This is a genomic window from Porphyrobacter sp. TH134, assembly GCF_002855495.1.
Lineage (GTDB): Bacteria > Pseudomonadota > Alphaproteobacteria > Sphingomonadales > Sphingomonadaceae > Erythrobacter.
This window is the reverse complement of the sequence record NZ_PKRO01000016.1, coordinates 46,870-67,958: the sequence shown is the minus strand read 5'-3', so window position 1 is coordinate 67,958 and position 21,089 is coordinate 46,870. Positions and strand designations below refer to the sequence as shown.

General features: G+C 64.7%; 20 protein-coding genes and 2 tRNA genes. 10 read left to right on the top strand and 12 right to left on the bottom strand.

Translation table 11 applies throughout. The features are described 5' to 3' along the window. Window positions 1-49: 49 nt before the first annotated feature. From C0V72_RS16210 to C0V72_RS08955, 3 genes are all read right to left on the bottom strand, one after another. On the bottom strand, window positions 50-325 hold the full coding sequence (locus C0V72_RS16210; protein WP_143704553.1) for a hypothetical protein: 276 nt from the start codon (window positions 323-325) through the stop codon (window positions 50-52). Between the two features lie 78 nt (window positions 326-403). Beyond that, window positions 404-1,669, bottom strand: a complete 1,266-nt coding sequence (clpX, locus tag C0V72_RS08960) for an ATP-dependent Clp protease ATP-binding subunit ClpX (RefSeq protein ID WP_101793778.1) — start codon at window positions 1,667-1,669, stop codon at window positions 404-406. A gap of 197 nt (window positions 1,670-1,866) precedes the next feature. Next, a complete protein-coding gene (locus C0V72_RS08955) occupies window positions 1,867-2,571 on the bottom strand; it encodes an ATP-dependent Clp protease proteolytic subunit (RefSeq protein WP_101793776.1) in 705 nt (234 codons plus the stop codon). A 164-nt stretch (window positions 2,572-2,735) separates the two neighbouring features. Here C0V72_RS08955 and C0V72_RS08950 point away from each other — a divergent pair, with 164 nt between their 5' ends. After that, window positions 2,736-4,286: an amidase gene (locus tag C0V72_RS08950; protein ID WP_101793774.1), complete on the top strand. Its 1,551-nt coding sequence runs from the start codon at window positions 2,736-2,738 to the stop codon at window positions 4,284-4,286. A 59-nt stretch (window positions 4,287-4,345) separates the two neighbouring features. Here the strand turns inward: C0V72_RS08950 and tig are convergent, their stop codons facing one another. Together tig and C0V72_RS08940 are read right to left on the bottom strand one after the other, a co-directional pair. Beyond that, window positions 4,346-5,896, bottom strand: coding sequence for a trigger factor (gene tig / locus C0V72_RS08945; protein ID WP_101793771.1), 1,551 nt, complete (start codon window positions 5,894-5,896; stop codon window positions 4,346-4,348). 61 nt (window positions 5,897-5,957) lie between these two features. Continuing rightward, window positions 5,958-6,042, bottom strand: a tRNA-Leu gene (locus C0V72_RS08940). A gap of 132 nt (window positions 6,043-6,174) precedes the next feature. On the opposite strand from C0V72_RS08940, the gene C0V72_RS08935 reads away from it, so the two are divergent. The 4 genes from C0V72_RS08935 to C0V72_RS08920 all read left to right on the top strand — a co-directional run bounded on the left by C0V72_RS08935 (window position 6,175) and on the right by C0V72_RS08920 (window position 9,281). Further along, entirely contained in the window at window positions 6,175-6,483 is a 309-nt protein-coding gene (locus C0V72_RS08935) for a DUF3297 family protein (protein WP_101793769.1), read from the top strand. Window positions 6,484-6,546: 63 nt separating this feature from the next. Beyond that, a complete protein-coding gene (gene der / locus C0V72_RS08930) occupies window positions 6,547-7,959 on the top strand; it encodes a ribosome biogenesis GTPase Der (RefSeq protein ID WP_101793766.1) in 1,413 nt (470 codons plus the stop codon). Window positions 7,960-7,965: 6 nt separating this feature from the next. After that, entirely contained in the window at window positions 7,966-8,457 is a 492-nt protein-coding gene (locus tag C0V72_RS08925) for a DUF2721 domain-containing protein (RefSeq protein ID WP_101793763.1), read from the top strand. A gap of 8 nt (window positions 8,458-8,465) precedes the next feature. Beyond that, window positions 8,466-9,281, top strand: a complete 816-nt coding sequence (locus tag C0V72_RS08920; RefSeq protein ID WP_101793760.1) for a hypothetical protein — start codon at window positions 8,466-8,468, stop codon at window positions 9,279-9,281. Between the two features lie 74 nt (window positions 9,282-9,355). Here the strand turns inward: C0V72_RS08920 and bfr are convergent, their stop codons facing one another. The 5 genes from bfr to C0V72_RS08895 form a co-directional block, all read right to left on the bottom strand. Next, window positions 9,356-9,838 carry a bacterioferritin gene (gene bfr / locus C0V72_RS08915; RefSeq protein WP_101793757.1) on the bottom strand — a complete coding sequence of 161 codons (483 nt, stop codon included), beginning with the start codon at window positions 9,836-9,838 and terminating at the stop codon, window positions 9,356-9,358. A 138-nt stretch (window positions 9,839-9,976) separates the two neighbouring features. Continuing rightward, entirely contained in the window at window positions 9,977-10,177 is a 201-nt protein-coding gene (locus tag C0V72_RS08910) for a (2Fe-2S)-binding protein (protein ID WP_101793754.1), read from the bottom strand. Between the two features lie 90 nt (window positions 10,178-10,267). Beyond that, window positions 10,268-10,756: a DUF5946 family protein gene (locus tag C0V72_RS08905; RefSeq protein WP_101793751.1), complete on the bottom strand. Its 489-nt coding sequence runs from the start codon at window positions 10,754-10,756 to the stop codon at window positions 10,268-10,270. Next, window positions 10,753-12,033, bottom strand: coding sequence for a DUF418 domain-containing protein (locus C0V72_RS08900; protein WP_233999863.1), 1,281 nt, complete (start codon window positions 12,031-12,033; stop codon window positions 10,753-10,755). Before C0V72_RS08900 ends, C0V72_RS08905 begins: the two co-directional genes overlap by 4 nt. A 102-nt stretch (window positions 12,034-12,135) precedes the next feature. Beyond that, window positions 12,136-13,179, bottom strand: a complete 1,044-nt coding sequence (locus tag C0V72_RS08895) for an SPOR domain-containing protein (RefSeq protein ID WP_233999862.1) — start codon at window positions 13,177-13,179, stop codon at window positions 12,136-12,138. A gap of 275 nt (window positions 13,180-13,454) precedes the next feature. Between C0V72_RS08895 and C0V72_RS08890 the strand changes: the two genes are divergently transcribed. The 3 genes from C0V72_RS08890 to C0V72_RS08880 all read left to right on the top strand — a co-directional run bounded on the left by C0V72_RS08890 (window position 13,455) and on the right by C0V72_RS08880 (window position 16,340). Beyond that, window positions 13,455-14,177 (top strand): ParA family protein, encoded by a 723-nt coding sequence (locus C0V72_RS08890; RefSeq protein WP_101793748.1) that lies wholly within the window; start codon window positions 13,455-13,457, stop codon window positions 14,175-14,177. A 20-nt stretch (window positions 14,178-14,197) separates the two neighbouring features. Next, complete coding sequence (locus C0V72_RS08885; protein ID WP_101793745.1) at window positions 14,198-14,917, top strand: hypothetical protein; 720 nt, start codon at window positions 14,198-14,200, stop codon at window positions 14,915-14,917. A gap of 61 nt (window positions 14,918-14,978) precedes the next feature. Beyond that, on the top strand, window positions 14,979-16,340 hold the full coding sequence (locus C0V72_RS08880) for a tetratricopeptide repeat protein (RefSeq protein ID WP_101793742.1): 1,362 nt from the start codon (window positions 14,979-14,981) through the stop codon (window positions 16,338-16,340). Window positions 16,341-16,574: 234 nt separating this feature from the next. Here the strand turns inward: C0V72_RS08880 and C0V72_RS08875 are convergent, their stop codons facing one another. Further along, window positions 16,575-17,810 (bottom strand): dihydroorotase, encoded by a 1,236-nt coding sequence (locus C0V72_RS08875; RefSeq protein ID WP_101793739.1) that lies wholly within the window; start codon window positions 17,808-17,810, stop codon window positions 16,575-16,577. Further along, window positions 17,807-18,796: an aspartate carbamoyltransferase catalytic subunit gene (locus C0V72_RS08870; RefSeq protein WP_442792576.1), complete on the bottom strand. Its 990-nt coding sequence runs from the start codon at window positions 18,794-18,796 to the stop codon at window positions 17,807-17,809. The genes C0V72_RS08875 and C0V72_RS08870 overlap by 4 nt, the downstream gene beginning before the upstream one ends. Window positions 18,797-18,953: 157 nt before the next feature. On the opposite strand from C0V72_RS08870, the gene sppA reads away from it, so the two are divergent. Both sppA and C0V72_RS08860 read left to right on the top strand, forming a co-directional pair. Further along, window positions 18,954-20,855, top strand: a complete 1,902-nt coding sequence (gene sppA, locus C0V72_RS08865; protein ID WP_101793734.1) for a signal peptide peptidase SppA — start codon at window positions 18,954-18,956, stop codon at window positions 20,853-20,855. A gap of 100 nt (window positions 20,856-20,955) precedes the next feature. Continuing rightward, window positions 20,956-21,030 (top strand) — tRNA-Val (locus tag C0V72_RS08860). The last annotated feature ends 59 nt before the right edge of the window (window positions 21,031-21,089 follow it).

The window sequence follows — 21,089 nt, the reverse complement described above, 5'->3', positions numbered from 1 at the left end:
ACATCCAGACTTCAGTCAACGGCAGCGCCTCCTCAGCGCCGCCATTGAATCAACCGATCACGTCTCGCGCAAGCAATTTAATGGGGCCTGAGCCTAGGAAACTCTGCTGAAAATGAAAATTCCGAATAAAACCTGTTACTTCAATGCTTTTGCTAGGCCCTACCTCTCCCATCGAAAGCAAAAAGGTTACCACAGCCCAAAAAAGAACATTTCTCTTTGCCCGCGCGAATTCATCGGGAACTTTTAATAAACCATGGCTTTGCTGCGAAACTTCGCGAGCAGAAGCTTCCTGTTTGCTGACTGATTGGGGCAGCAAATCAGTCACTCGGTTTCCGTTCTTTCAAAATTTGACTAAACTATTTGAATATTTCCACAGGCATTACCAAGCGCACCATATCGCAAATTACGCCGCTTCTTCCTTCTTCTTTTCAGCGCCGATCACGCGGATCGGTTCCTTCTTGCCCGCGACGACATCGGCGTCGATCACGATTTCGGTGACGCCTTCCATGTCGGGAAGATCGAACATCGTGTCGAGCAGCAGGCCTTCGACGATCGAGCGAAGCCCGCGCGCGCCGGTCTTGCGCTTGATCGCACGCTCGGCAATCGCCTGAAGCGCGTCGGGGGTGAAGGTGAGCTCCACATCTTCCAGCTCGAACAGCTTGCGATACTGCTTCACCAGCGCGTTCTTGGGCTCGTTGAGGATCGTCACCAGCGCGGGCACATCCAGATCGTGCAGCGTGGCGATCACCGGCAGACGGCCGACGAATTCGGGGATCAGGCCGAACTTGAGGAGATCCTCAGGCTCGGACTTTTCCAGCAGCTCGCCCACGCGGCGCTTGTCCGGATCGGCAACATGCGCACCGAAGCCGATCGAGCGCTTCTGCAAGCGGTCGGCGATGATCTTGTCGAGGCCCGCGAAAGCCCCGCCGCAGATGAACAGGATATTGGTTGTGTCGACTTGCAGGAATTCCTGCTGCGGATGCTTGCGCCCGCCCTGCGGCGGCACCGAGGCGGTGGTGCCTTCCATCAGCTTGAGCAGCGCCTGCTGCACGCCCTCACCCGAAACGTCGCGGGTGATCGAGGGGTTTTCGGCCTTGCGGGTGATCTTGTCGATCTCGTCGATATAGACGATGCCGTGCTGGGCTTTTTCGACATTGTAGTCGGAGGCTTGCAGCAGCTTGAGGATGATATTCTCGACATCCTCGCCCACATAGCCCGCTTCGGTCAGCGTGGTCGCATCGGCCATCGTGAAGGGCACATCGAAGGTGCGCGCCAGCGTTTGCGCCAGCAGCGTTTTGCCCGACCCGGTGGGGCCGACGAGCAGGATGTTCGACTTGGCAAGTTCAACCTCGCCCGATTTGCCCGAATGCTTCAGCCGCTTGTAGTGATTGTGGACGGCCACCGCGAGCACGCGCTTGGCGCGGTCCTGGCCGATCACGTAATCATTCAGCGTCGTGAAGATATCCATCGGCGTGGGGATTTCGCCATCTTTCTTGCCGGCGATCCCTGCCTTGGTTTCCTCGCGGATGATGTCGTTGCACAGTTCCACGCATTCATCGCAGATGAACACGGTGGGCCCGGCGATCAGCTTGCGCACCTCGTGCTGCGACTTCCCGCAGAAGCTGCAATAGAGGGTGCTTTTGCTATCGGATCCGCTCAATTTGGTCATTCCTGTGTCCTCGAATCCGCGGAAGCCATCGCCAAGCTGCCTCGGGCGGATTCGTCAAGTGTATCGCTCGCACCGCATGAATCAACACATGCCGCACAAATTCGTGCTGTTACAATAGCGAGTACGCCCGCAATCCTGCGGAATACCCGCGCAAGGTCAGCACATGTCCCGCCCCGGAGCAGGTAGCGGGCCAGCCCTTATTCAGGCGCGCCGCCCGAACCGCTTTCGTCACCGGTTTCTTCGTTTTCGGGCCGGGTTTCGAACACCTTATCGACCAGACCAAAGGTCTTGGCCTCTTCCGCTTCAAGGAAGGTGTCGCGGTCCATCGCCTTTTCGATTTCTTCAAGGCTGCGGCCGGTGAACTTCACGTAGAGATCGTTCATGCGGCTGCGGATGCGCAGGATCTCGCGCGCCTGGATCTCGATGTCCGAAGCCATCCCGCGCGCGCCGCCCGAAGGCTGGTGGATCATGATCCGCGCATTGGGGAGCGCGATGCGCATCCCCGGCTCGCCCGCGGCCAGCAGGAAGCTGCCCATCGACGCCGCCTGCCCCATGCACACCGTCGACACGCGCGGCTTGATGTACTGCATGGTGTCATAAATCTGGAGGCCCGCCGTCACCACGCCGCCGGGCGAGTTGATATACATGCTGATCGGCTTGGAGGGGTTTTCGCTTTCAAGGAACAAGAGCTGCGCGGTCACCAGGCTGGCCATGCCGTCTTCGATCTGACCTGTGACGAACACGATTCGTTCGCGCAGCAGTCGGCTGAAAATGTCGAAGCTGCGTTCGCCCCGGCTGGTCTGCTCCACCACGACCGGCACCAGCGCGCCCGTATAGGGATCGCGGGTGAACTGGCCCTGGGTGCCGTAGGTTTCGCCGGAATTGCCGAACAGATCGATCATGAAAGCGCCTTGTCCTTGCTGGATGTCGAACTGGCTATGTCGGACGCTGGGGGGCAATTTCAAGGGCGTTTACCACGTGCCTGTGAATTGCCGTGCAAACGGCGGGCATCACCGGCTGCGTTTTCCGCTTGAGCGCCAGCGCAAAAGTGGCAAACCCCTAAGTCATGAACACATCATTGCCCGCCCGCACGGCGCTCGCTCTTCTGTTTGCCACCACTGCCATTCCGGCCTTTGCCCAGTCCTCTGCCCCGCCCGCTGCGCCGCCTACCAGCGCCGGCACGCCTGACGAGGCGGCGCTGGACGAGCTTGCGGCGGTCGATGAATATCTGCTGCGGATCCAGGCGCTCGACGATAATGGCCCGATGATCAACGCGGTCATCGCCTATGATCCGGCTGCGGCTGTTACCGCACGCCAGCAGCTAAATGCCGGTCCCCTGCATGGCCGCACCGTGCTGGTGAAGGACAATGTCGAAACCGCCGAATGGCCGACCACGGCGGGCAGCCTGGCGCTGAAAGACAATGCCACCGGGCGCGATGCGCCGCTGATCGCGCAAATGCGCAAAGCGGGCGGCGTGGTGCTAGGCAAGGTCAACCTGTCGGAATGGGCCAACATCCGTTCCAACAATTCCACCAGCGGGTGGAGCGGCGTGGGCGGGCTGACCCGCAATCCTTTCGCGATTGACCGCAACACCTGCGGATCCTCCGCAGGCAGCGGCGCCGCGGTGGCGGCCGGATTTGCCTGGGCTGCGATCGGGACAGAAACCAATGGCTCGATCAGCTGCCCCGCCAGCATGAACGGCCTCGTGGGGTTCAAGCCCAGCGTCGGGATCGTCAGCCGCACCCATGTCGTGCCGATTTCGAGCACGCAGGACACCGCCGGGCCGATGACGCGCACCGTGTATGACGCGGCCCTGCTATTGACCGCCATTGCGGGCGCAGACCCGGCGGACCCGGTGACGCTGGAAGCCAAGCGCGTGCCCGATTACACCGCCGGACTGGATACCGCCTCGCTCAAAGGCGTCCGGATCGGGGTGATCCGCAGCGCTGCGGGCCAGCGCGCGGATATCAAGGCGCTGTTTGATGCCGCGCTTGCAGACCTCACCCGGCTTGGCGCGGTGCTGGTCGATGTCGAATACGCGCCGCCGGCCGAAATGTGGGAAGCCTCCCTCCCCGTGCTGATGTACGAACTGCGCGAGGAGATGGACAAGTATCTGGCAGGCCGCCCGGTTGCCGGAGGCCCGCGCAGTCTGGCCGATGTGGTCGCCTTCAACACCGCCAATGCGGACGATGAAATGCGCTGGTTCAAGCAGGAATTGTTCGAGCAGGCGCTGACCACCACCGATGCCGAGGCCTATGCCAAAAACCTCGCCACGCTGCGCCGCCTGACCCGGGTCGAGGGAATCGACAAGCTGCTGGCCGATAACAAGGTGACGTTCCTTGTCGCGCCCACCCAGGGGCCTGCGTGGAGCACCGACCTCGTCAACGGCGACAATTTCGGCGGCGGCGTTGGCGCAGGCTATCTCGCCGCGATTGCAGGCTACCCGCATCTGACCGTGCCGATGGGCGGGGTTGAAGGCCTGCCAATCGGCTTCAGCATCATGGGCGGGCAGTGGCAGGATCATGCCGTGCTGAAAGCAGGCGCCGCCTATGAAAAAGCGCGGACAGCCAAGCTGCCCGCGCCCACATTCCGTCCGTGGCGCCCCGTAGAGGAATAAGCGTCCCGGCGCCGCACTGACCCCCGCCCCTCCCGGAAGGAAGGGGCCGGGGGAGCGCCTTACTTCTTGGCCGCGGCCTTCTTGGCCGGAGCCTTCTTGGCAGGCTTGGCTTCGGCTTCTTCAGCAGCAGCCGCTTCCTTCTTGGGCGCAGCCTTCTTGGCCGGTGCCTTCTTGGCGGGTTTTTCCTCGGCAGCCGGGGCTTCCTCAGCCGCTTCGGCCTTCTTGGCGGGGGCCTTCTTCTTCGCCGCAGCCTTCTTGGGCGCAGGGGCTGCTTCGGCGCCGTCTTCGGCTTCGATCGCGGCCTGAAGTTCCTCGATGGTCACTTCGCGTTCCGTGACGTCGGCCTTGTCGAACAGGAAGTCGACGACCTTGTCTTCATACAGCGGCGCGCGCAGCTGGGCGGCGGCCATCGGATCGGACTGCACATATTCAACGAAACGCTGGCGATCTTCCGGGCGGTACTGCTGGGCGGCCTGCTGGATCAGCATGCCCATTTCCTGACCGGTGACTTCCACGCCGTTGGCCTGGCCGATTTCCGACAGCAGCAGGCCGAGGCGCACGCGGCGTTCGGCGATGGACTTGTATTCGTCCTTCTCGTCCTCGATCTGCTTGAGCGCCGCTGCGGGATCTTCCTCGCGGGCGGCTTCCTGCTGAAGCTGCGCCCAGATCTGGGCGAATTCGGCCTCAACCATCGTGCCGGGGACTTCGAAGCTGTGGCCTGCGGCCAGCTGATCGAGCAGGGCGCGCTTCATCTGGGTGCGCGTGAGTCCGGCGGTCTGCTGTTCCAGCTGCGCCTTCATGATCTCCTTGAGCTTGTCGAGGCTATCAAGGCCGAGGCTCTTGGCGAATTCTTCGTCCAGCGTGGTTTCGGTTTCCACCTTCACTGCCTTGACGGTGATGTCGAAGGTGGCGTCCTTGCCTGCGAGATGCGCGGCCTGATAATCGGCCGGGAAGGTCACGGTGATGGTCTTTTCCTGACCGGTCTTCACGCCGACCAGCTGGTCTTCAAACCCCGGGATGAAGGTGCCCGAACCCAGCACCAGCGCTGCGTCTTCAGCCTTGCCGCCGTCAAACTCGACACCGTCCAGCTTGCCGACGAAATCGATGATCAGCTGATCGCCATCGGCCGCCTTCTTGGTCTTGGCGGCGTCCTTGTAGCTCTTGTTCTGGCTGGCAATGTTGCCGAGCGCTTCGTCGATCTGTGCGTCGGTCACCGGCACGACCAGCTTTTCCAGCTTCAGCCCGTCAATGCTCGGGGCTTCGATGGTCGGCAGCACTTCGAGGCTGACGGTGATCGCGGCGTCCTTGCCCTGCTCGTAATCGTCGTTAAGGCCGATTTCCGGCTGCATCGCGGGGCGCAGCGCTTCGTCGCGCAGCAGCTTGTCGACCGATTCGCGAATCGTATCGTTGACCACCTGACCGTGCAGGGCCTCGCCGTGCATCTTCTTGACGAGGTTGGCAGGCACCTTGCCCGGACGGAAGCCGGGCATCCGCACCTGCGGGGCCACCTTCTTGATCTCGGCATCGATCTTCGCGGTGAGATCGGCGGCGGGGATCGTGATCAGATAGGCGCGCTTGAGCCCTTCGTTGACGGTCTGCTTGGTTTGCATGGTGACTGGTTGAAGCCTTCTTGCCAAAAATCCGGTAGGCCGGGCTGGGTCAGGGCGAAGTTGGTGCGGGCGAAGGGACTCGAACCCCCACATCTTGCGATGCCAGAACCTAAATCTGGTGCGTCTACCAATTTCGCCACGCCCGCATGCCCGAACGAAGCCGCGCGGGAAGCTGGTGGCCTCCCGCGCGTATTAGCCGCCGCCATTATCGCCACCGAGCCAAAAGGGCAAGCGCAACCCGCTTGAACGGTTTCACATTGCCGATTAAGGGCGCGCCCATGACCGAAGAAACTCCCGAAACCACCCCGACGACTGCCGGTGCAGACGTGCCGCCCGATCACCTGTCGGTCAATCCGAAGAGCCCGTTCTTCGATGGCGACAAGCTACGGCGCGGGGTCGGCATCCGGTTCAAGGACCGGGTGCGCACCGATGTCGAGGAATATTCGATCTCGGAAAGCTGGGTCCGGGTGCAGGCGGGCAAGGCCGTTGACCGCAAGGGTCAGGCGCTCACCATCAAGCTGACCGGCCCGGTCGAAGCCTGGTACGAAGACCTGGGCGATAACCCGCCGGTCGCCAAAAAGGGCTGAAGCAAGGGGGGCTTCGGCTCCCAGCTTGCCAAAACGGGCGTTTGCGCGCACTTGGGCGGCATTATGTCCCTCCCCAAGAAGCCAGAAGTCGTCATCATCGGCCGCCCCAATGTGGGCAAGTCCACGCTGTTCAACCGGCTGGTGGGCAAGAAACTCGCCCTCGTCGACGATCAGCCCGGCGTCACCCGTGACCGCCGGATGGGCGATGCCGAGATCGCGGGGCTGAAGTTCACCATAGTCGACACCGCCGGGTGGGAAGACGAGGACGATCTCAGCCTGCCGGGCCGGATGCGCAAACAGACCGAAGCCAGCCTGGCCGGCGCGGATGCCGCGATGTTCGTGGTCGATGCGCGCGCAGGCCTGACCCCGATGGACGAGGAAATCGCCCGCTACCTGCGCGAACAATCCGTCCCCGTGGTCGTCGTCGCCAACAAGGCCGAGGGCAAGGGCGGCGAAAGCGGCGCAATGGAAGCCTATGCGCTGGGCCTTGGCGAACCGCTGGCCATGTCGGCCGAGCATGGCGAAGGCATCGCCGATCTGTTCGGCGGGCTGTGGCCGATCATCGGCGCAGCATCCGAAGAATGGGAAGAGGCCGGCGACATCGCCCGGCTGGAAGCCGCCGCTATGGCCGAGGAAGACCGTCCCGCCGGGCCGCTGAAGCTCGCCATCGTGGGCCGCCCGAATGCCGGGAAATCCACCCTCATCAACCGTCTGCTGGGCGAGGACCGCCTGCTGACCGGCCCCGAAGCCGGGATCACCCGCGATTCGATTGCGATCGACTGGAACTGGACCGATCCCCGCACGGGCGAGAAGCGCGAGATTCGCCTGATCGATACCGCGGGCATGCGCAAGAAGAAGAACGTCACCGAAAAGCTGGAAAAGCTCTCGGTTGCAGACGCGCGCCGAGCGGTCGATTTTGCCGAGGTTGTGGTGCTGTTGCTCGACGCCACACAGGGGCTTGAGCATCAGGATTTGAAGATCGCGGCCCACGTGCTCGAAGAAGGCCGGGCGCTGATGATCGCGATCAACAAGTGGGACGTGGCCGGAGACGCGAGCAGGCTGTTCAACGGCATCCGTGCCGCGCTGGACGATGGCTTGGCGCAAGTGCGCGGCCTGCCGCTGTTCGCCGTGTCAGCCAAGACCGGCAAGGGCCTCGACCAGATGCTCTGCGGCGCGTTTGACCTGCGCGAGGCATGGTCCAAGCGCGTTTCCACCGCTGCCCTCAACCGCTGGTTCGATGATGCGCTGGAAGCCAATCCGCCCCCCGCGCCCGGCGGCAAGCGGATCAAGCTGCGCTATATCACCCAGGCCGGCACCCGCCCGCCGCGCTTCGTGATCTTCGGCAGCCGCCTTGACCTGCTGCCCACCAGTTATGAGCGCTACCTCGTCAACGGCATCCGCGCCAAGCTCGGCTTTGACGCCGTGCCGGTGCGCGTGACGCTGAAGACCAACAAGAACCCCTACGCCAAGGACTAGCCGCCGATGGTGCTCGATCTGCTCGCTATCGCCGCAGAGGCCCGCCTGCCCTTCGCGCTGGAGATTTTCGAGCGCACTGCCTCCACCCCGCGAGTGCAGCAGGTGGTGCAACTGAGCCTTGCGCCCGCGTTCCTCCTGTCCGGCATCGGCGCGGTGATGAATGTCATCATGAGCCGGATGATCTGGATCGCCAAACGGATCGAGACCATCGAGGACAAGATGGAAGAACACCGCACCCCCCGGCAGGTGCGCGAATTCGGCTGGCTGATGCAGCGGCGCAAGCTGATGCAGGGCGCCATCATGTTCTCGACCGCGGCCGCCGTGATGATCAGCGCGGTGATCATGCTGCTGTTCGTCTCGGCCTATATCACCTCGCAAATCGGCACGCTGATCGCGGGTCTGTGGGTGATGACCATGGCGCTGCTGGTGACGGGGCTGGGGTTCTTCCTGTTCGAGACGCGGCTGGCCGCCATCGGGGCGCAGCCGCCGAAGGGGTGAGGAATGCAATGAAAACGCGCAAAGCCTGGGTTATTGCAGGAACGCTAGCGCTCGGCGCGGGAGCCTCCCCCCTTTTTGCTCAGGAAGCCAAACCGTCTGCTGACGGGAATGCAGCCGAGGCAACCCAAGGTTCTCCCCCGCTGGCGGGCTTCAGCACGGAAGAGATCGGCGCATTCTTCACGCTCTTGTCCGCCAGTGCAGAACTGGATGAGATCATCGCTCCCATCATCGACAGCCTGCTGGAACCCGGCGAAACGGTGCCGGACTGGCAAAAAAGCGGGATCGATATTCGCGCCGAGATCGGCGCGCGCGAAGGCGGCCTTGCGGGCAATCTGCTGCACGATCTCGACGGCGAGGTTCCGTCAGTCACCGATCTCTCTGGGGCCGCCGCTCCCAGTTTACCCGGCTTCACAAGCCTCAGGGTTCGCGCTGCGCCGCCAGGCGGAGCGAACGAGAAATCTTTCGCCACCTTCGCACCCGGCATCTGGCTGGCAACGGAATCGCAGCATACCCGGCGCGGCAATGCCTTCTGCTACAAGGGGCTTAACGGCATCTCGATTTACAGCCGAGAACCACTGACCACGTGGGACGAAGAGACGACCTACCTCACGGCTGTCATGGTTGCGACCTTCGACCGCATCGCTGCCCGCGAATTCTGCGTGACCTATCACCGCGAGGGGGATGGCTTTGCTGCGCGATCCTTCTTGCCCGATGGCCGTCGCCTGCCGCAGATGGATGCAGAGGGAACACTTTCGCGCGTCATGCCGGCTGCCGAATTGTCGGCCTTTATCCGCGACACAGTGCCAGCCGTGCCCAGCGAATAACCCCGCACCCCAACAAAAAGGGCAGGCGCCGTCTCCGGCCCTGCCCTGTTTTTGTGCATCCTTGCGGCTTGCCCTTATTTTTCGCCAGCAGGCTGGCTTTGCAGCTGACAATAATTGTGCAGGCCCATGCGCTCGATCATTTCGAACTGGGTTTCGAGGAAGTCGACGTGCTCTTCCTCGTTCTTGAGGATCCATTCGAACAGCCCGGCCGAGGTATGGTCCTTCACGCTGCGGGCGTATTCTGCTGCATCCTTGAGCAGCGGGATCGCCTCATGTTCGAGCGCGAGGTCGGCGCGCAGCACTTCCTCGACGTTCTCGCCGACCTTCAGCTTGTGGATTGCCTGAAAATTGGGCAGCGCTTCGAGGAACAGGATGCGCTCGGCCAGCTTGTCGGCGTGCTCCATTTCTTCGATCGATTCGTGGCGTTCGTAAGCTGCCAGCTTCTTCATGCCCCAGTTGTCGAGAACGCGATAATGCAGCCAATACTGGTTGATCGCGGTCAGCTCGTTTGTGAGACACTGATTGAGATAGTCGATAACCTTGGGGTCGCCCTTCATGGGGAGTTCCTTTGCGAAAAATCAAAGCCGGTGGCCGGCGTTGCATCCTAGATACACGCTGGCGGGGCCTATCCGCAAGGGGGCGGGCAAGAAATATCTTTGCGAATCAGTCGCTTGCGAGGCGTTCGCAATCGCGGATCAGGCGTGTTCTACTGCGAACTTGTCGCAGCGCACCGCAGCCCGTTCGGCATCGATGATTTCTTGCGCTTCATCAAGGCACTGGCCGCAATTTGGGCGCTTGCCGAGGCAGGCATAAGTCGCTTCCGCGTCGCCTTCGCAAGTCAGCGCGGCTTTACGCAAATCAGTCTCACGGATGGCATTGCAGATGCAGATGTACATGGCCGCTCGAATCACTCCTGCGAAGCGTTTGCAGGACGCACTATATGCGAATTATTCGCAGTAACAAGGAGGCTCGTGGGCTGAGCGGAATTATTTTGCCTTTCCGGCGAGCGCCGCGAATTCCGCATGCGCGGGGGCGCAGCCGGCAAGAGCGGCTTCCGCCCATGCCCTCACCTGCCGTTCGTGCTCTGCTTCCGGCGCGGCGAGCACATGCGCGTGCTGGAGAGCGAAACCGACCGGCGGCAGGGGTGCGGGAAACTCGCCTTGCGCCAGCGTCTTGAGCGCCGCCGTCGCCTCGGCATGGGCGCGTCCCAGGCGCAGCACCATCCACAGCGAGGCACCATGGATCCAGAAGGATTGCCGGGCGCGCCGCTCGTCCGCATTGCCGGGATGCTGCACGGCATAGGCATCGACCGTCAGACGATGACACCGATCGAACAGCGCAGGGTCCTGATATTCGCGGGCGAGCACAGCCGTGTAAGCTGCCCAGCAGCCGGGGCTCGATGCCATGTAGGCATGCGTCGTCCCGTCCGGACTGGCGGCGAATGCGCCGCCGCAGGAAAAGCAGATCTCATTCATTTCCGCAGCGGAAATACCGTGCGATAGGTCAGACACCGCCACAGCCATTCCAGCGGGCCGTAGTGATAGCGATCCAGCCATGGTTTCGACCATGCCAGCATCGCGATCCACCCCAGCACCGTCACCAGATACAGCTGCGGGCGGTTCAGCTGTCCGAACAGGCCCAGCGCCCAGCCGTGGAACACCAGCATCATCATCAGCGACGTGCCGAGGTAATTGGTGAACGCTGCGCGCCCTGCGGCCCGCACCCGGTCGCCCAGCCAGCCGGTCGCGCCCGGCGCATAGGCGACCAGCAGCGCGGCCAGCCCCAGTACCATCCACAGCCGCGGCAGCGGGCTCCACGCGATAAAGCCCGCCAGCGTGCCGAAATAGGTAAAGCCCCCGCTGCGCACCACCAGCGCGATCCCCAGATGCGCCAACGCTCCGGCCATCACCCCGATCCAGCCCCAGCGCAGCAGCTTGCGGCGATCAATCGCACCATTGAAAAATCCGAGCCGGTACAGCGCCATGCCGATCAGCATCAGTGGCAAGGTCTCGAACCCGAACAGCAATGCGCCAAACAGCGGGTCGGACCATTGTTCGGTCAGACGATGGGCAACCAGCCCGCCATAATCGCCCGACGCAATCGCCGTGCTGGGGATTTCGCCCCGGGCAAGCGTCGCCTGCATTTCCGCGATATAGCTGGCGCGCTCTTCGGGCATCGTGTCGCCGAAGGGGGTATCGGCGACCAGCCAAGGGAACGTCAGACTGAGGTAGAACACCACCCCCAGCATGTATCCCGCCAGCCCTACGCCCAGCTGGGCCTTCACGCTCCAGCGGACGCAGGCGAGCGCGACGAGGCCGAACATCGCGTAGTAAAACAGAATGTCGCCCGGCCAGATGAAGAAGAAATGGATCAGCCCGAAGCCGGCGAGGATCAGCAAGCGCCACGCTTGCAGCGCGCGGGTGGCGCCCCGCGCCCAGGCTTTTTCCATGAACAGATACATCCCTGCACCGAACAGCAGGGTGAACAATCCGCGCATCTTGCCATCGACCGCCACGAACTGGGCGATCCACAGCCACCCGCCCGGATCACCCGGATCGGTGCGGAAGGCGGCCGGGTACATGTAGGCGTCCATCGGCTGGCCAAAGGCAATGATATTGGCGCCAAGGATGCCCATCACCGCGAGCCCGCGAATAAAATCGAGCGTGTCGATCCGCCGTGCGGCCGTGACCGGCTGCGCCAGAGCGCTCTCGTCTGTCTTGGCAGCGCCCTGCGCCGCTGCTGCATCCATCATGTTTGCCACCGCTGATCCCCCAGACTGTAGCCGCGCAGGGTAGCACCATCGCAGCGGTTGAAAAGCGCTGCTGCGCGTGACGGTCTGGACCGGGGCGGGGTCTCAGACCTGCCCGGCCACCACACAGGCCTGCCCGTCCCGCTTGAGCGCGGCGCAGGCGCGGCTGGCTTCGGCCTCGCTGGCAAAGCCAGTGGCCAGCAGGCGGGTGATCTTGCCGCTGGGCAGCAAAGTCTTGCGGGTGCCCGCCAGCGCGGCATGCTTGCTCACCTGCCCCCACAACCGGTCGGCATTGCCCGGAACCCCGAATGCGCCGAGTTGCACGCGCCAATTGCCGGCCTTGCGCGGCGCGATCGGCGCCGGAGCGCTGGCGGCGGGCTTGTCGGCGGGCAGCAGAGCCGGTTGATTCGCTGCCACCAACACCGCTGGCTGCACGGCGGGGGTTGCAGCGACCGCCGGGGTCGCAGCAACAGCAGCTGGCGCGGCCATGCGCGTGCCCAATTCTGCGGCGGCCAATTCGGTTGAGCGCTGCGACTTGGCCCCGGCCTCAAGCTCGCGGGCGAGTGACTGGGCCTGCGCGCGCTGGGCTTGCGGCACGTAATTGTCCATCTGCGTCAGCGCATCGCGCGCTTGCGGCAGGCCTGCGCTGTTGGCCAGCGTCATCAGCGCATAGGCGCGCACCCAATCGCGCGCGGCGTAATCAGCATTGAAGTGCGACAGGCCCAGCACATATTGCGCGCGTGGATCGCCGCGGTCGGCGGCGGCGCGGATCATCGGCATCGCGCGTTGCTGTTCGCCTTCCTGAAACAGCATCAGCCCGTAATTGTCGGCCGCTTTCACATGGCCCATCTGGGCGGCTTCTTCATACAGCTTGCGAGCCCGTGCATTGTCGATCTCGACACCCCGGCCAAGGCGGTAGGCCTGTGCCAGATTGAACAAGGCATCGGCATCGCCCGAAGCAGCCGGGCCCTGCCATTCCACCACGGCGCGGCTGAAATCGCCCGCCGTCCAGGCATCGACCCCGGCCTTCACATCCGCCAGCGCCGGTGCGGCCAGCGCTCCTGCCACCAACATCAGCGCCGCTGCGCCGATCCGACCGCGCGACCGCGCGCCTGATTGTGCCCCTTGCGATACCATGATCCGTGCCATCGTTGTTGCTGCCTTGTTGCGGGAGTGAGCGACCAAACTGCCCACCGCGAGCTTTAGCGAAACACGGTTAGCAAATCGTTGCCAACGCCCCTGTGGCCGCACGGCGTGCCCCGGATGATCGCATCAAGCCGACGAGCGCGCGGACAACCGCCTCAACGAAGGCCTTGGGTGTTAACCGTAAATTAGGGGTATCCTGCGATCCCATCCCCATCCAGCCACTGTCAGGCGTCGCAATCGGGCGGCCCGCAGCGGATCAATCCAGGGGGACCCAAGCGTTGCGTGTACTCGCTTTGGCATCGCAAAAAGGTGGATCGGGCAAGACCACCCTGTCCGGACATCTCGCCGTTCAGGCCCAGCGCGCAGGCGCCGGTCCGGTCGTGCTGATCGACATCGATCCGCAAGGGTCACTCGCCGACTGGTGGAACGAGCGTGAGGCGGAATATCCTGCCTTTGCGCAGACCACAGTCTCGCGGCTGGCCAATGATCTGGCGGTGCTGCGCCAGCAGGGCTTCAAGCTGGCGGTGATCGATACCCCGCCAGCGATCACCATGGCGATCCAGTCGGTGATTTCGGTCGCCGAACTGATCGTGGTGCCAACCCGGCCCAGCCCGCACGATCTGCGCGCCGTGGGCGCAACGGTCGATCTGTGCGAACGCGCGGGCAAGCCGCTGGTGTTCGTCGTCAATGGCGCAACCCCCAAGGCCAAGATCACCTCGGAAGCCGCCGTCGCGCTGTCGCAGCATGGCACGGTCGCCCCGATTACCCTGCACCACCGCACGGACTTCGCCGCATCGATGATCGATGGCCGGACCGTGATGGAGGTCGATCCCGAAAGCCGTTCGGCGGCCGAGATCACCGCATTGTGGCGCTATGTTGCCGACCGGCTCGAAAAGAACTTCCGCCGCACCGTGTTTGCGCCTGCCCCCAATGGTCAGGCCCAGCAATTGGGCGGCGTGCCGCGTCCCGCTGGCGGTTTCGGCCGCCGGGTGGCCCAGTAAGCAAACGGGGGCCGCGCGCCATGTCCGAATCCGGTTTTGCCTCACTCGGCCCCTCCCTACTGGCCCGCAAGGGCGGCGCGAAGCCCGCCATGCGGCCGCAGGTTGCTCCGCTGGTGGCAGATGAAGCCGCGATCGCGGCGCTGGCCGAAGATCATCTCGAAGATCTCGGCTGGAACGACATGGGCGATACCGACCAGCCCGCCAGCCGCGACTTTGGCGCGACCATCGTGCCCATCAACGCCGATGTTACGTCCGGTGATTTTGCCGGTGGGCTGGGCGCAGAAGGCGGCCCGATCGTGCGCCGCCAGCAGCGCCGGTTGGAAGAACGGGTGCTCGCCGATGCGGTCATGACCGGCCCGGACGATGCCGACCCCGAATATGACGAAGACGAAGCGCCGGTTTACGGCGAAGCCTTCGATGACGTCGAAGACGAGAGCGAGGACGACAGCGCCGCCTACGCTCCGCTCGCCCCAGCGCATGCGCCGCTGGCCGACCCTGTCATGGTTGCCCCCGCGCCGCGCGCGACGCGCGCGCCAGGCGCTGGCCGCCTGCCTGCCGTGCAATCGGGACGCCGCGCCGCCTTTACGCTGCGGCTGGACGCTGACCGCCATCTCAAGCTGCGTCTTGCCGCCACCATGCAGGGCGTCAGCGCGCAGGTGCTGGTGACTGAAGCGCTCGACCGGCTGCTCGCCGAATATGACGAGCTCGACGTTATCGCCAACCATCTCAAGCGCCACTGACCGGCGCTGAACCGCCACTTACCGCTTACGCCAAGCACACGACCTACGGGGGACTTTGACCATGGACCGCAGCATCAAGACCGGCAGCCAGACCACGCCGCGCCTCGCGCTGGCCGTCACCACCGCCCTTGCCAGCATCGCGCTGTCGAGCTGCGCAACCAATGCCGCGCCGCGCGCCGATGTGTCGTTCGGCAGCGCGCAAACCGCGCTCGCCAAGGGGCAGGTCGACAAGGCAATCATGCACGCCGAAGCCGCTGTGCTGGCCGAACCGCGCAACCCCGGTTTCCGCGCCTTGCTGGGCGCAGCCTATCTTGAAGCGGGCCGGTTTGCCTCGGCTGCCACCAGCTTTAACGATGCGCTGGATCTGGGCGACGATAATCCGCGCACCGTCCTGAGTTTTGCGCTGGCCAAGATTGCGCTGGGCGAAGGCGCTGCGGCAACGGCCATGCTGGATGATTATGCCCAGGCGATCGACCCGGCTGACCTTGGCCTTGCCCTCGCGCTGGGCGGCCAGCCCGAGCGCGGCGTCCATGTGCTGATCAACGCTGTCCGCGCCAGCGAAGCGCCCTCGCCCAAGCTGCGCCAGAACCTTGCTTACACCTATGCGCTGGCAGGCAATTGGCGGCTGGCGCGGGTGATGGCCGCCGAGGACGTGCCGGCCGACCAGCTCAATGCGCGCCTGTCGCAATGGGCGGCCATGTCCGCGCCGGAACAGTTCGAACTGCGCATCGCCACGATGCTGGGCGTCAGCCCGCGCGCTGATAGTGGCCAGCCGCAGCAGCTGGCGCTGGCCAACTTCCCGTCGCAGGATGTGATGGTGGCGGAAGCCGCCTCGCAAGCAACGGTGGATTTGGCCGCGGCTGACATGCCCGGGGCTGAACCGGTCCAGCCCGCGCTTGCTGCCCCCTCACCCGCTTTTGCGCAGGCCTTTGCCGCGCCGGAACCCGAAATTCGCACCCTTGCCGCTGCGGAAACCGGTGCGCGCTATGTCTCGAACCCGGTGGTGCAGCAGCTTCCCGCGGCCAGCGCCCCGCGTGCGCCCGCCGCCCCCCGGATGGCCGCTGCCACGCCCCAGCGCCGGATGGCGGCCACCGCTGCCGCTCCGGCACCGAAGGACAAAGGCCCCGCAACCCATCTCGTGCAGCTTGGCTCCTATACCAGCAAGGTCGAGGCCGAACGCGGCTGGACGGTGCTGAAAGGCAAGTTCCCGCAGCTCAAGGATCACAAGCCGGTCATCACCGAGGCGGTTGTGAACGGCCGCACCTTCTGGCGCGTGGCCGCAGCCGGTTTCGGCGCGAACAGTGCCAAATCGCTGTGCGGCACAGTGAAATCGGCCGGACGCGGGTGCTTTGCCTATGCGGCCTCCAGCCCGCCCGCCGGGGCGATCAAGCGCGATGTCCAGATGGCGTCGCGCAGCCGCTAAACCCGTCTCCTGGTGCAACATTTGAGCAAGCCTTGCTCCCGGGTGGCCACGCGCTGTCCGGGAGTTTTCTTGCGGCGCGCCAGCGGCCAGCGCAGCGGCATTCCTGTAGCACAGGGCCTGCGATGATGGCGTGAAACGCCGGGCGCAGGGCGGGAAATGGCGCGATTCCACCAGAAAACGCGGGGCCATCCAACAGGCGGTGCCCGTTTCAGGCTGGGTTTGTCGGACGCTGCCCTAACGCGCAATTCGCACGCCGCCCTTCCACAGGCCCAGCACCCGCCCTTGCGTGCCCTGCCGGTCGAACGGGGTGTTGTCGGCCGTCGCCTCCATCTTGCGGCGGTCGATGATCCACGGGGCATCGGCGTCGATCAGGGCGAGGTCGGCCTCCAGCCCTGCCGCCAGTTCCCCGGCGGGCACCCCCAGCAAGCGGGCGGGATTGCGGGCGGTGAGGTCAAAGGCGCGGGGGGTGTCGATCACGCCGTCACGCACCAGCCCCAGCGTCATCGCCAGCAGGGTTTCGGCCCCCGCCATGCCGGGCAAGGCATCGGCGAAGGGCAGGCGCTTGTCCTCGGGCCCGCGCGGATCATGGCCGCTGGCGATCACGTCCACCGTGCCATCGGCAATCGCGGCGAGTGCAGCCTGCCGGTCGGCCTCGCTACGCAAGGGGGGCGAAAGCCTTGTAAAGGTGCGGAAATCGGCGGTCGCAAGGTCGGACAGCAGGAAATGCGCAGGCGTAATCCCGCAGGTAACGGCAAGCCCCCGCGCCTTCGCCGCGCGCACCAGTGCAAAGCCGCGAGTGGTGGTGACCTGCCGGATATGGAGCCGCGCGCCTGCCAATTCGGCCAGCGCAATATCGCGGGCAATCGCCAGCGCCTCAGCCTCGGCAGGCGCGGCGGGCAGGCCCAGCCGGGTGGCGATTTCGCCTGCGGTGGCAGCAGCCTCTCCGGCGAGGCCGCCGTCTTCGGCATGGGTGACCACCACCAGATCCAGCATCGCGGCATATTGCAGCAGGCGCAGCATCACACCCGAATCTGCGATCCAGCGCCGCCCGGTGGCGACCGCTTTCGCGCCCGCATCCTGCATCAGCGCGAGTTCCGCCAGCTCGCGCCCCTCAAGGCCCCGCGTCGCGGCGGCCAGCGGGTGAACCCACAGATCGGGCTTGCCGCTTTTGGCAATGAAGCCCACGCGGCTCGGCAGATCGAGCGGCGGGGACTGGTCGGGCATCAGCGCTGCGCGGGTGATCCCGCCAAAATGGAACGCGGGCTTGTCGACCGCGAAGACGCCGAAGTCGACCAGCCCGGGGGCGATGATCTTGCCCCGCGCATTGACGACCTCGTCGCCGTCCTCAGGCGTGACGTCCGGCCCCAGCGCAGCAATCACGCCGTCAGCGCAGCGCAAGGCGCCCTGTACCAGCCCGGCAGGCGTCACCAGCAGGGCATTGGTGATGGTGCTCGGCTGCGCCTGTTTCATGCCCAGCCCTCCACACCGCGCGCTTCCCGGGTCAGGATGTCGAGGCAGGCCATGCGGATCGCCACGCCCATTTCGACCTGCCGGGTGATGAGCGACCGGCCCGCCAGATCGGCGACCTCGCTGTCGATCTCGACCCCGCGGTTCATCGGGCCGGGGTGCATGACCAGCGCGCCCGGTGCCGCGATGGCGAGGCGCTTGGCTGTCAGCCCGTAGAGGTGGCGATATTCGCGGGGACTTGGGATGAACTGCCCGCTCATCCGCTCGGATTGCAGCCGCAGCATCATCACCACTTCCGCACCGTCCAGCGCATCATCAAAGCGGTGGTGCACCTCCACCCCCATCGCCTCAACACCCAGCGGCATCAGCGCAGGCGGCGCGCACACCCGAACGTTGGCGCCCATCGCGGTCAGGCACAGAATGTTCGACCGCGCCACCCGGCTGTGCAGAATATCGCCGCAGATCACGATCTTGAGGCCGGTAAAGTCCTCCGCCCCCTCACCCCGCTCTGCCAGCGCATGGCGCAGCGTCAGCGCATCGAGCAGGGCTTGGGTCGGGTGTTCGTGCTGGCCATCGCCCGCATTCAGCACCGGACAATCGACCTTGTCCGCAATCAGCCCGGTCGCGCCAGACGATCCGTGGCGGATGACAATCGCATCGGCCCGCATCGCATTGAGCGTGATCGCGGTGTCGATCAGCGTCTCGCCCTTCTTCACGCTCGAAGTGGCAGCGTGCATGTTGACCACATCCGCCCCCAAACGCTTGCCCGCGATCTCAAAGCTCAGCAGCGTGCGGGTGGAGTTTTCGAAAAAGGCGTTGATGATGGTGAGGCCCGCCAGCAGGTCGGTGTGCTTGGACCGCTGGCGGTTCAGCGCCACCCATTGTTCAGCCTCGTGCAGCAGGTAGAGGATTTCGTGGCGCTGCAACTGGCCGATGCCGGTCAGATCGCGATGGGGAAAGGCGAGCCGTCCGCCCGGAAAGCGGCCCATGCTCGGAGAAGTTTCGCTCGGCACCATCAATCCACGCCCCTAGTCGAGCCTCATCCACCGCTCAACCCACGGCGTAAGCTTTCTCATAGAACTTGCTGTGCAAAGCCCCTAGATCAGGGGCCACCAAGGCACACGGCCAAGGCAAAAAGGATATCGGATGAGTTTCGTCGGCAAGGTGTGGAAGATCCTCGTGGGGATCAAGGACGGTCTCGTCCTGTTGTTCATGCTGCTGTTTTTCGTGGCCCTGTTCGGCATTCTCTCGGCCCGCCCCAACCCCGGGCAAGTGCGCGACGGCGCGCTGCTGATTGATCTGTCCGGGATCGTGGTCGAAGAGAAATCCGTGCTCGACCCGATCGAAGCGATCCTGTCGCGCAGCGCCCCGGTGGGCGAACACCGCGCGCGCGACATTGTCCGCGCCATCGATGCCGCCGCCAACGATGATCGCATCAAGGCGGTGGTGCTGGATCTCACCACCTTCCTTGGCGGCGGACAGGTTCACTTGCAGGATATTGGCGCGGCGATGGACCGGGCGCGCAAGGCGAAAAAGCCGGTGCTGACCTATGCCGTGGGCTATGCCGATGATCACATGCTGCTGGCGTCCCATGCCAGCGAAGTGTGGCTGGACCCGCAAGGCGTGGCGGTGATCGCCGGACCGGGCGGCACCAGCCTCTATTATGCTGGCCTGCTGGAAAAACTCAGCATCAATGCGCGGATTTACCGGGTGGGCGACTTCAAATCGGCGGTCGAGCCCTATTCGCGCAGTTCCATGTCGGACGAGGCGCGCGCCAATATCGGCGGGCTCTACGGCGCGCTGTGGGAAGAATACAAAGCCAATGTCACCAAGGCCCGGCCCAAGCTGGCGCTGGCGCGCGTGACCAGCGATCCGGCGGCCTGGATCGAAGGCGCAGGCGGCGACATGGCCAAGGCGGCGCTGGAGGCAGGGCTGGTCGACAAGCTGGGCGACCGCGCCCAGTTCGGCGCGCGGGTGGCTGAATTGGCGGGCAAGGACCCGTGGAGCAACAAGCCCGGCGCCTTCGCCGCAAGCGAGCTTGATCCCTTTCTCGCCGACATCGGCGAGCGCAAGTCGGGCAAGGCCATCGGAGTGGTCACCATCGCCGGCGAAATCGTCGATGGCGAGGCTGGCCCCGGCATTGCGGGCGGCACGCGCATTGCTGACCTGCTCGACGATGCGCTCGATGATGATCTGGCCGCACTGGTGGTCAGGGTCGATTCGCCGGGGGGTTCGGTCACCGCGTCCGAAGAAATCCGCCGCGCGATCCAGCGCCACCGCGACCGCAAGATTCCGGTCGCGGTCTCCTTTGGCAATATCGCGGCGAGCGGCGGCTACTGGGTGGCCATGCCGGGTGAACGGATTTTCGCAGAGCCTGCGACCATTACCGGTTCGATCGGGGTCTTCGCTGTCGTCCCGACGTTTGAAGGCGCCGCCGCCCGGCTTGGCGTGAACGCCGATGGCTACCAGACCACGCCGCTTTCGGGCCAGCCCGATTTTGTCGGCGGCTTTACCCCGGCAATGGATGCCCTGTTCCAGAGCTCGATCAGCGGCACCTACAAGGATTTTGTCGCGATGGTCGCCAAGGCCAGAGGCGTGCCCGCGGACAAGGTCGAGGCGGCCGCGCAAGGCCAGGTGTGGGATGGCGGAACCGCGCGTCAGCTCGGCTTGGTCGATCAATTCGGCGGGCTGAATGACGCGCTTGCCTGGGCGGCGGACAAGGCGGGCGCGAAGGACGGCGAATGGCACGCGGTCTATCTCGGTGAGCAGGCAGCGAGTTATGATTCGCTGATCCGGCAGTTGGTCACCAGCGAAGCGGCAGCCCGCGCGCCGGTGGCCAGCCATGGTGATCTGTTTGCGATGACCGCGACCCGCCGCCAAAACCTCACCGCCCAAATCGCGCGCGATGCCCAGCGCCTGCTTGAGACGCGCGGGATCCAGGCCTTCTGTGCCGAATGCCCCGCAAGCCCCGCGCAGGCGCACGCACCGGCATCCGCCCGGCAACCAGAAGGGATGCTCGCCGTGCTGGCATGGCTGGCCGGGGGGTAAAGAGGGGCGAAATCGCACGCACGTCGGCCGTGGACGCTTGCCAAGCACGCAAGGCCCGATTAAAGGCGCCCCCCTGTCCGGGCAAATCAGCCCTTCGGGCGGGCGCGTAGCTCAGCGGTAGAGCACACCCTTCACACGGGTGGGGTCACAGGTTCAATCCCTGTCGCGCCCACCATCTCCCCGCCGCTTATCGGCAGAGTGGAGATGGTTTGATGGCCGGGCATCAGTCCCTCT

Bases quoted from the DNA above. Each gene is read 5' to 3' on its own strand.
- clpX (WP_101793778.1), bottom strand. From the start codon at position 1,669: ATGACCAAATTGAGCGGATCCGATAGCAAAAGCACCCTCTATTGCAGC.
- C0V72_RS08955 (WP_101793776.1), bottom strand. From the start codon at position 2,571: ATGATCGATCTGTTCGGCAATTCCGGCGAAACCTACGGCACCCAGGGC.
- C0V72_RS08950 (WP_101793774.1), top strand. From the start codon at position 2,736: ATGAACACATCATTGCCCGCCCGCACGGCGCTCGCTCTTCTGTTTGCC.
- tig (WP_101793771.1), bottom strand. From the start codon at position 5,896: ATGCAAACCAAGCAGACCGTCAACGAAGGGCTCAAGCGCGCCTATCTG.
- C0V72_RS08935 (WP_101793769.1), top strand. From the start codon at position 6,175: ATGACCGAAGAAACTCCCGAAACCACCCCGACGACTGCCGGTGCAGAC.
- der (WP_101793766.1), top strand. From the start codon at position 6,547: ATGTCCCTCCCCAAGAAGCCAGAAGTCGTCATCATCGGCCGCCCCAAT.
- C0V72_RS08925 (WP_101793763.1), top strand. From the start codon at position 7,966: ATGGTGCTCGATCTGCTCGCTATCGCCGCAGAGGCCCGCCTGCCCTTC.
- C0V72_RS08920 (WP_101793760.1), top strand. From the start codon at position 8,466: ATGAAAACGCGCAAAGCCTGGGTTATTGCAGGAACGCTAGCGCTCGGC.
- bfr (WP_101793757.1), bottom strand. From the start codon at position 9,838: ATGAAGGGCGACCCCAAGGTTATCGACTATCTCAATCAGTGTCTCACA.
- C0V72_RS08910 (WP_101793754.1), bottom strand. From the start codon at position 10,177: ATGTACATCTGCATCTGCAATGCCATCCGTGAGACTGATTTGCGTAAA.
- C0V72_RS08905 (WP_101793751.1), bottom strand. From the start codon at position 10,756: ATGAATGAGATCTGCTTTTCCTGCGGCGGCGCATTCGCCGCCAGTCCG.
- C0V72_RS08900 (WP_233999863.1), bottom strand. From the start codon at position 12,033: ATGATGGATGCAGCAGCGGCGCAGGGCGCTGCCAAGACAGACGAGAGC.
- C0V72_RS08895 (WP_233999862.1), bottom strand. From the start codon at position 13,179: ATGGCACGGATCATGGTATCGCAAGGGGCACAATCAGGCGCGCGGTCG.
- C0V72_RS08885 (WP_101793745.1), top strand. From the start codon at position 14,198: ATGTCCGAATCCGGTTTTGCCTCACTCGGCCCCTCCCTACTGGCCCGC.
- C0V72_RS08880 (WP_101793742.1), top strand. From the start codon at position 14,979: ATGGACCGCAGCATCAAGACCGGCAGCCAGACCACGCCGCGCCTCGCG.
- C0V72_RS08875 (WP_101793739.1), bottom strand. From the start codon at position 17,810: ATGAAACAGGCGCAGCCGAGCACCATCACCAATGCCCTGCTGGTGACG.
- C0V72_RS08870 (WP_442792576.1), bottom strand. From the start codon at position 18,796: ATGGGCCGCTTTCCGGGCGGACGGCTCGCCTTTCCCCATCGCGATCTG.
- sppA (WP_101793734.1), top strand. From the start codon at position 18,954: ATGAGTTTCGTCGGCAAGGTGTGGAAGATCCTCGTGGGGATCAAGGAC.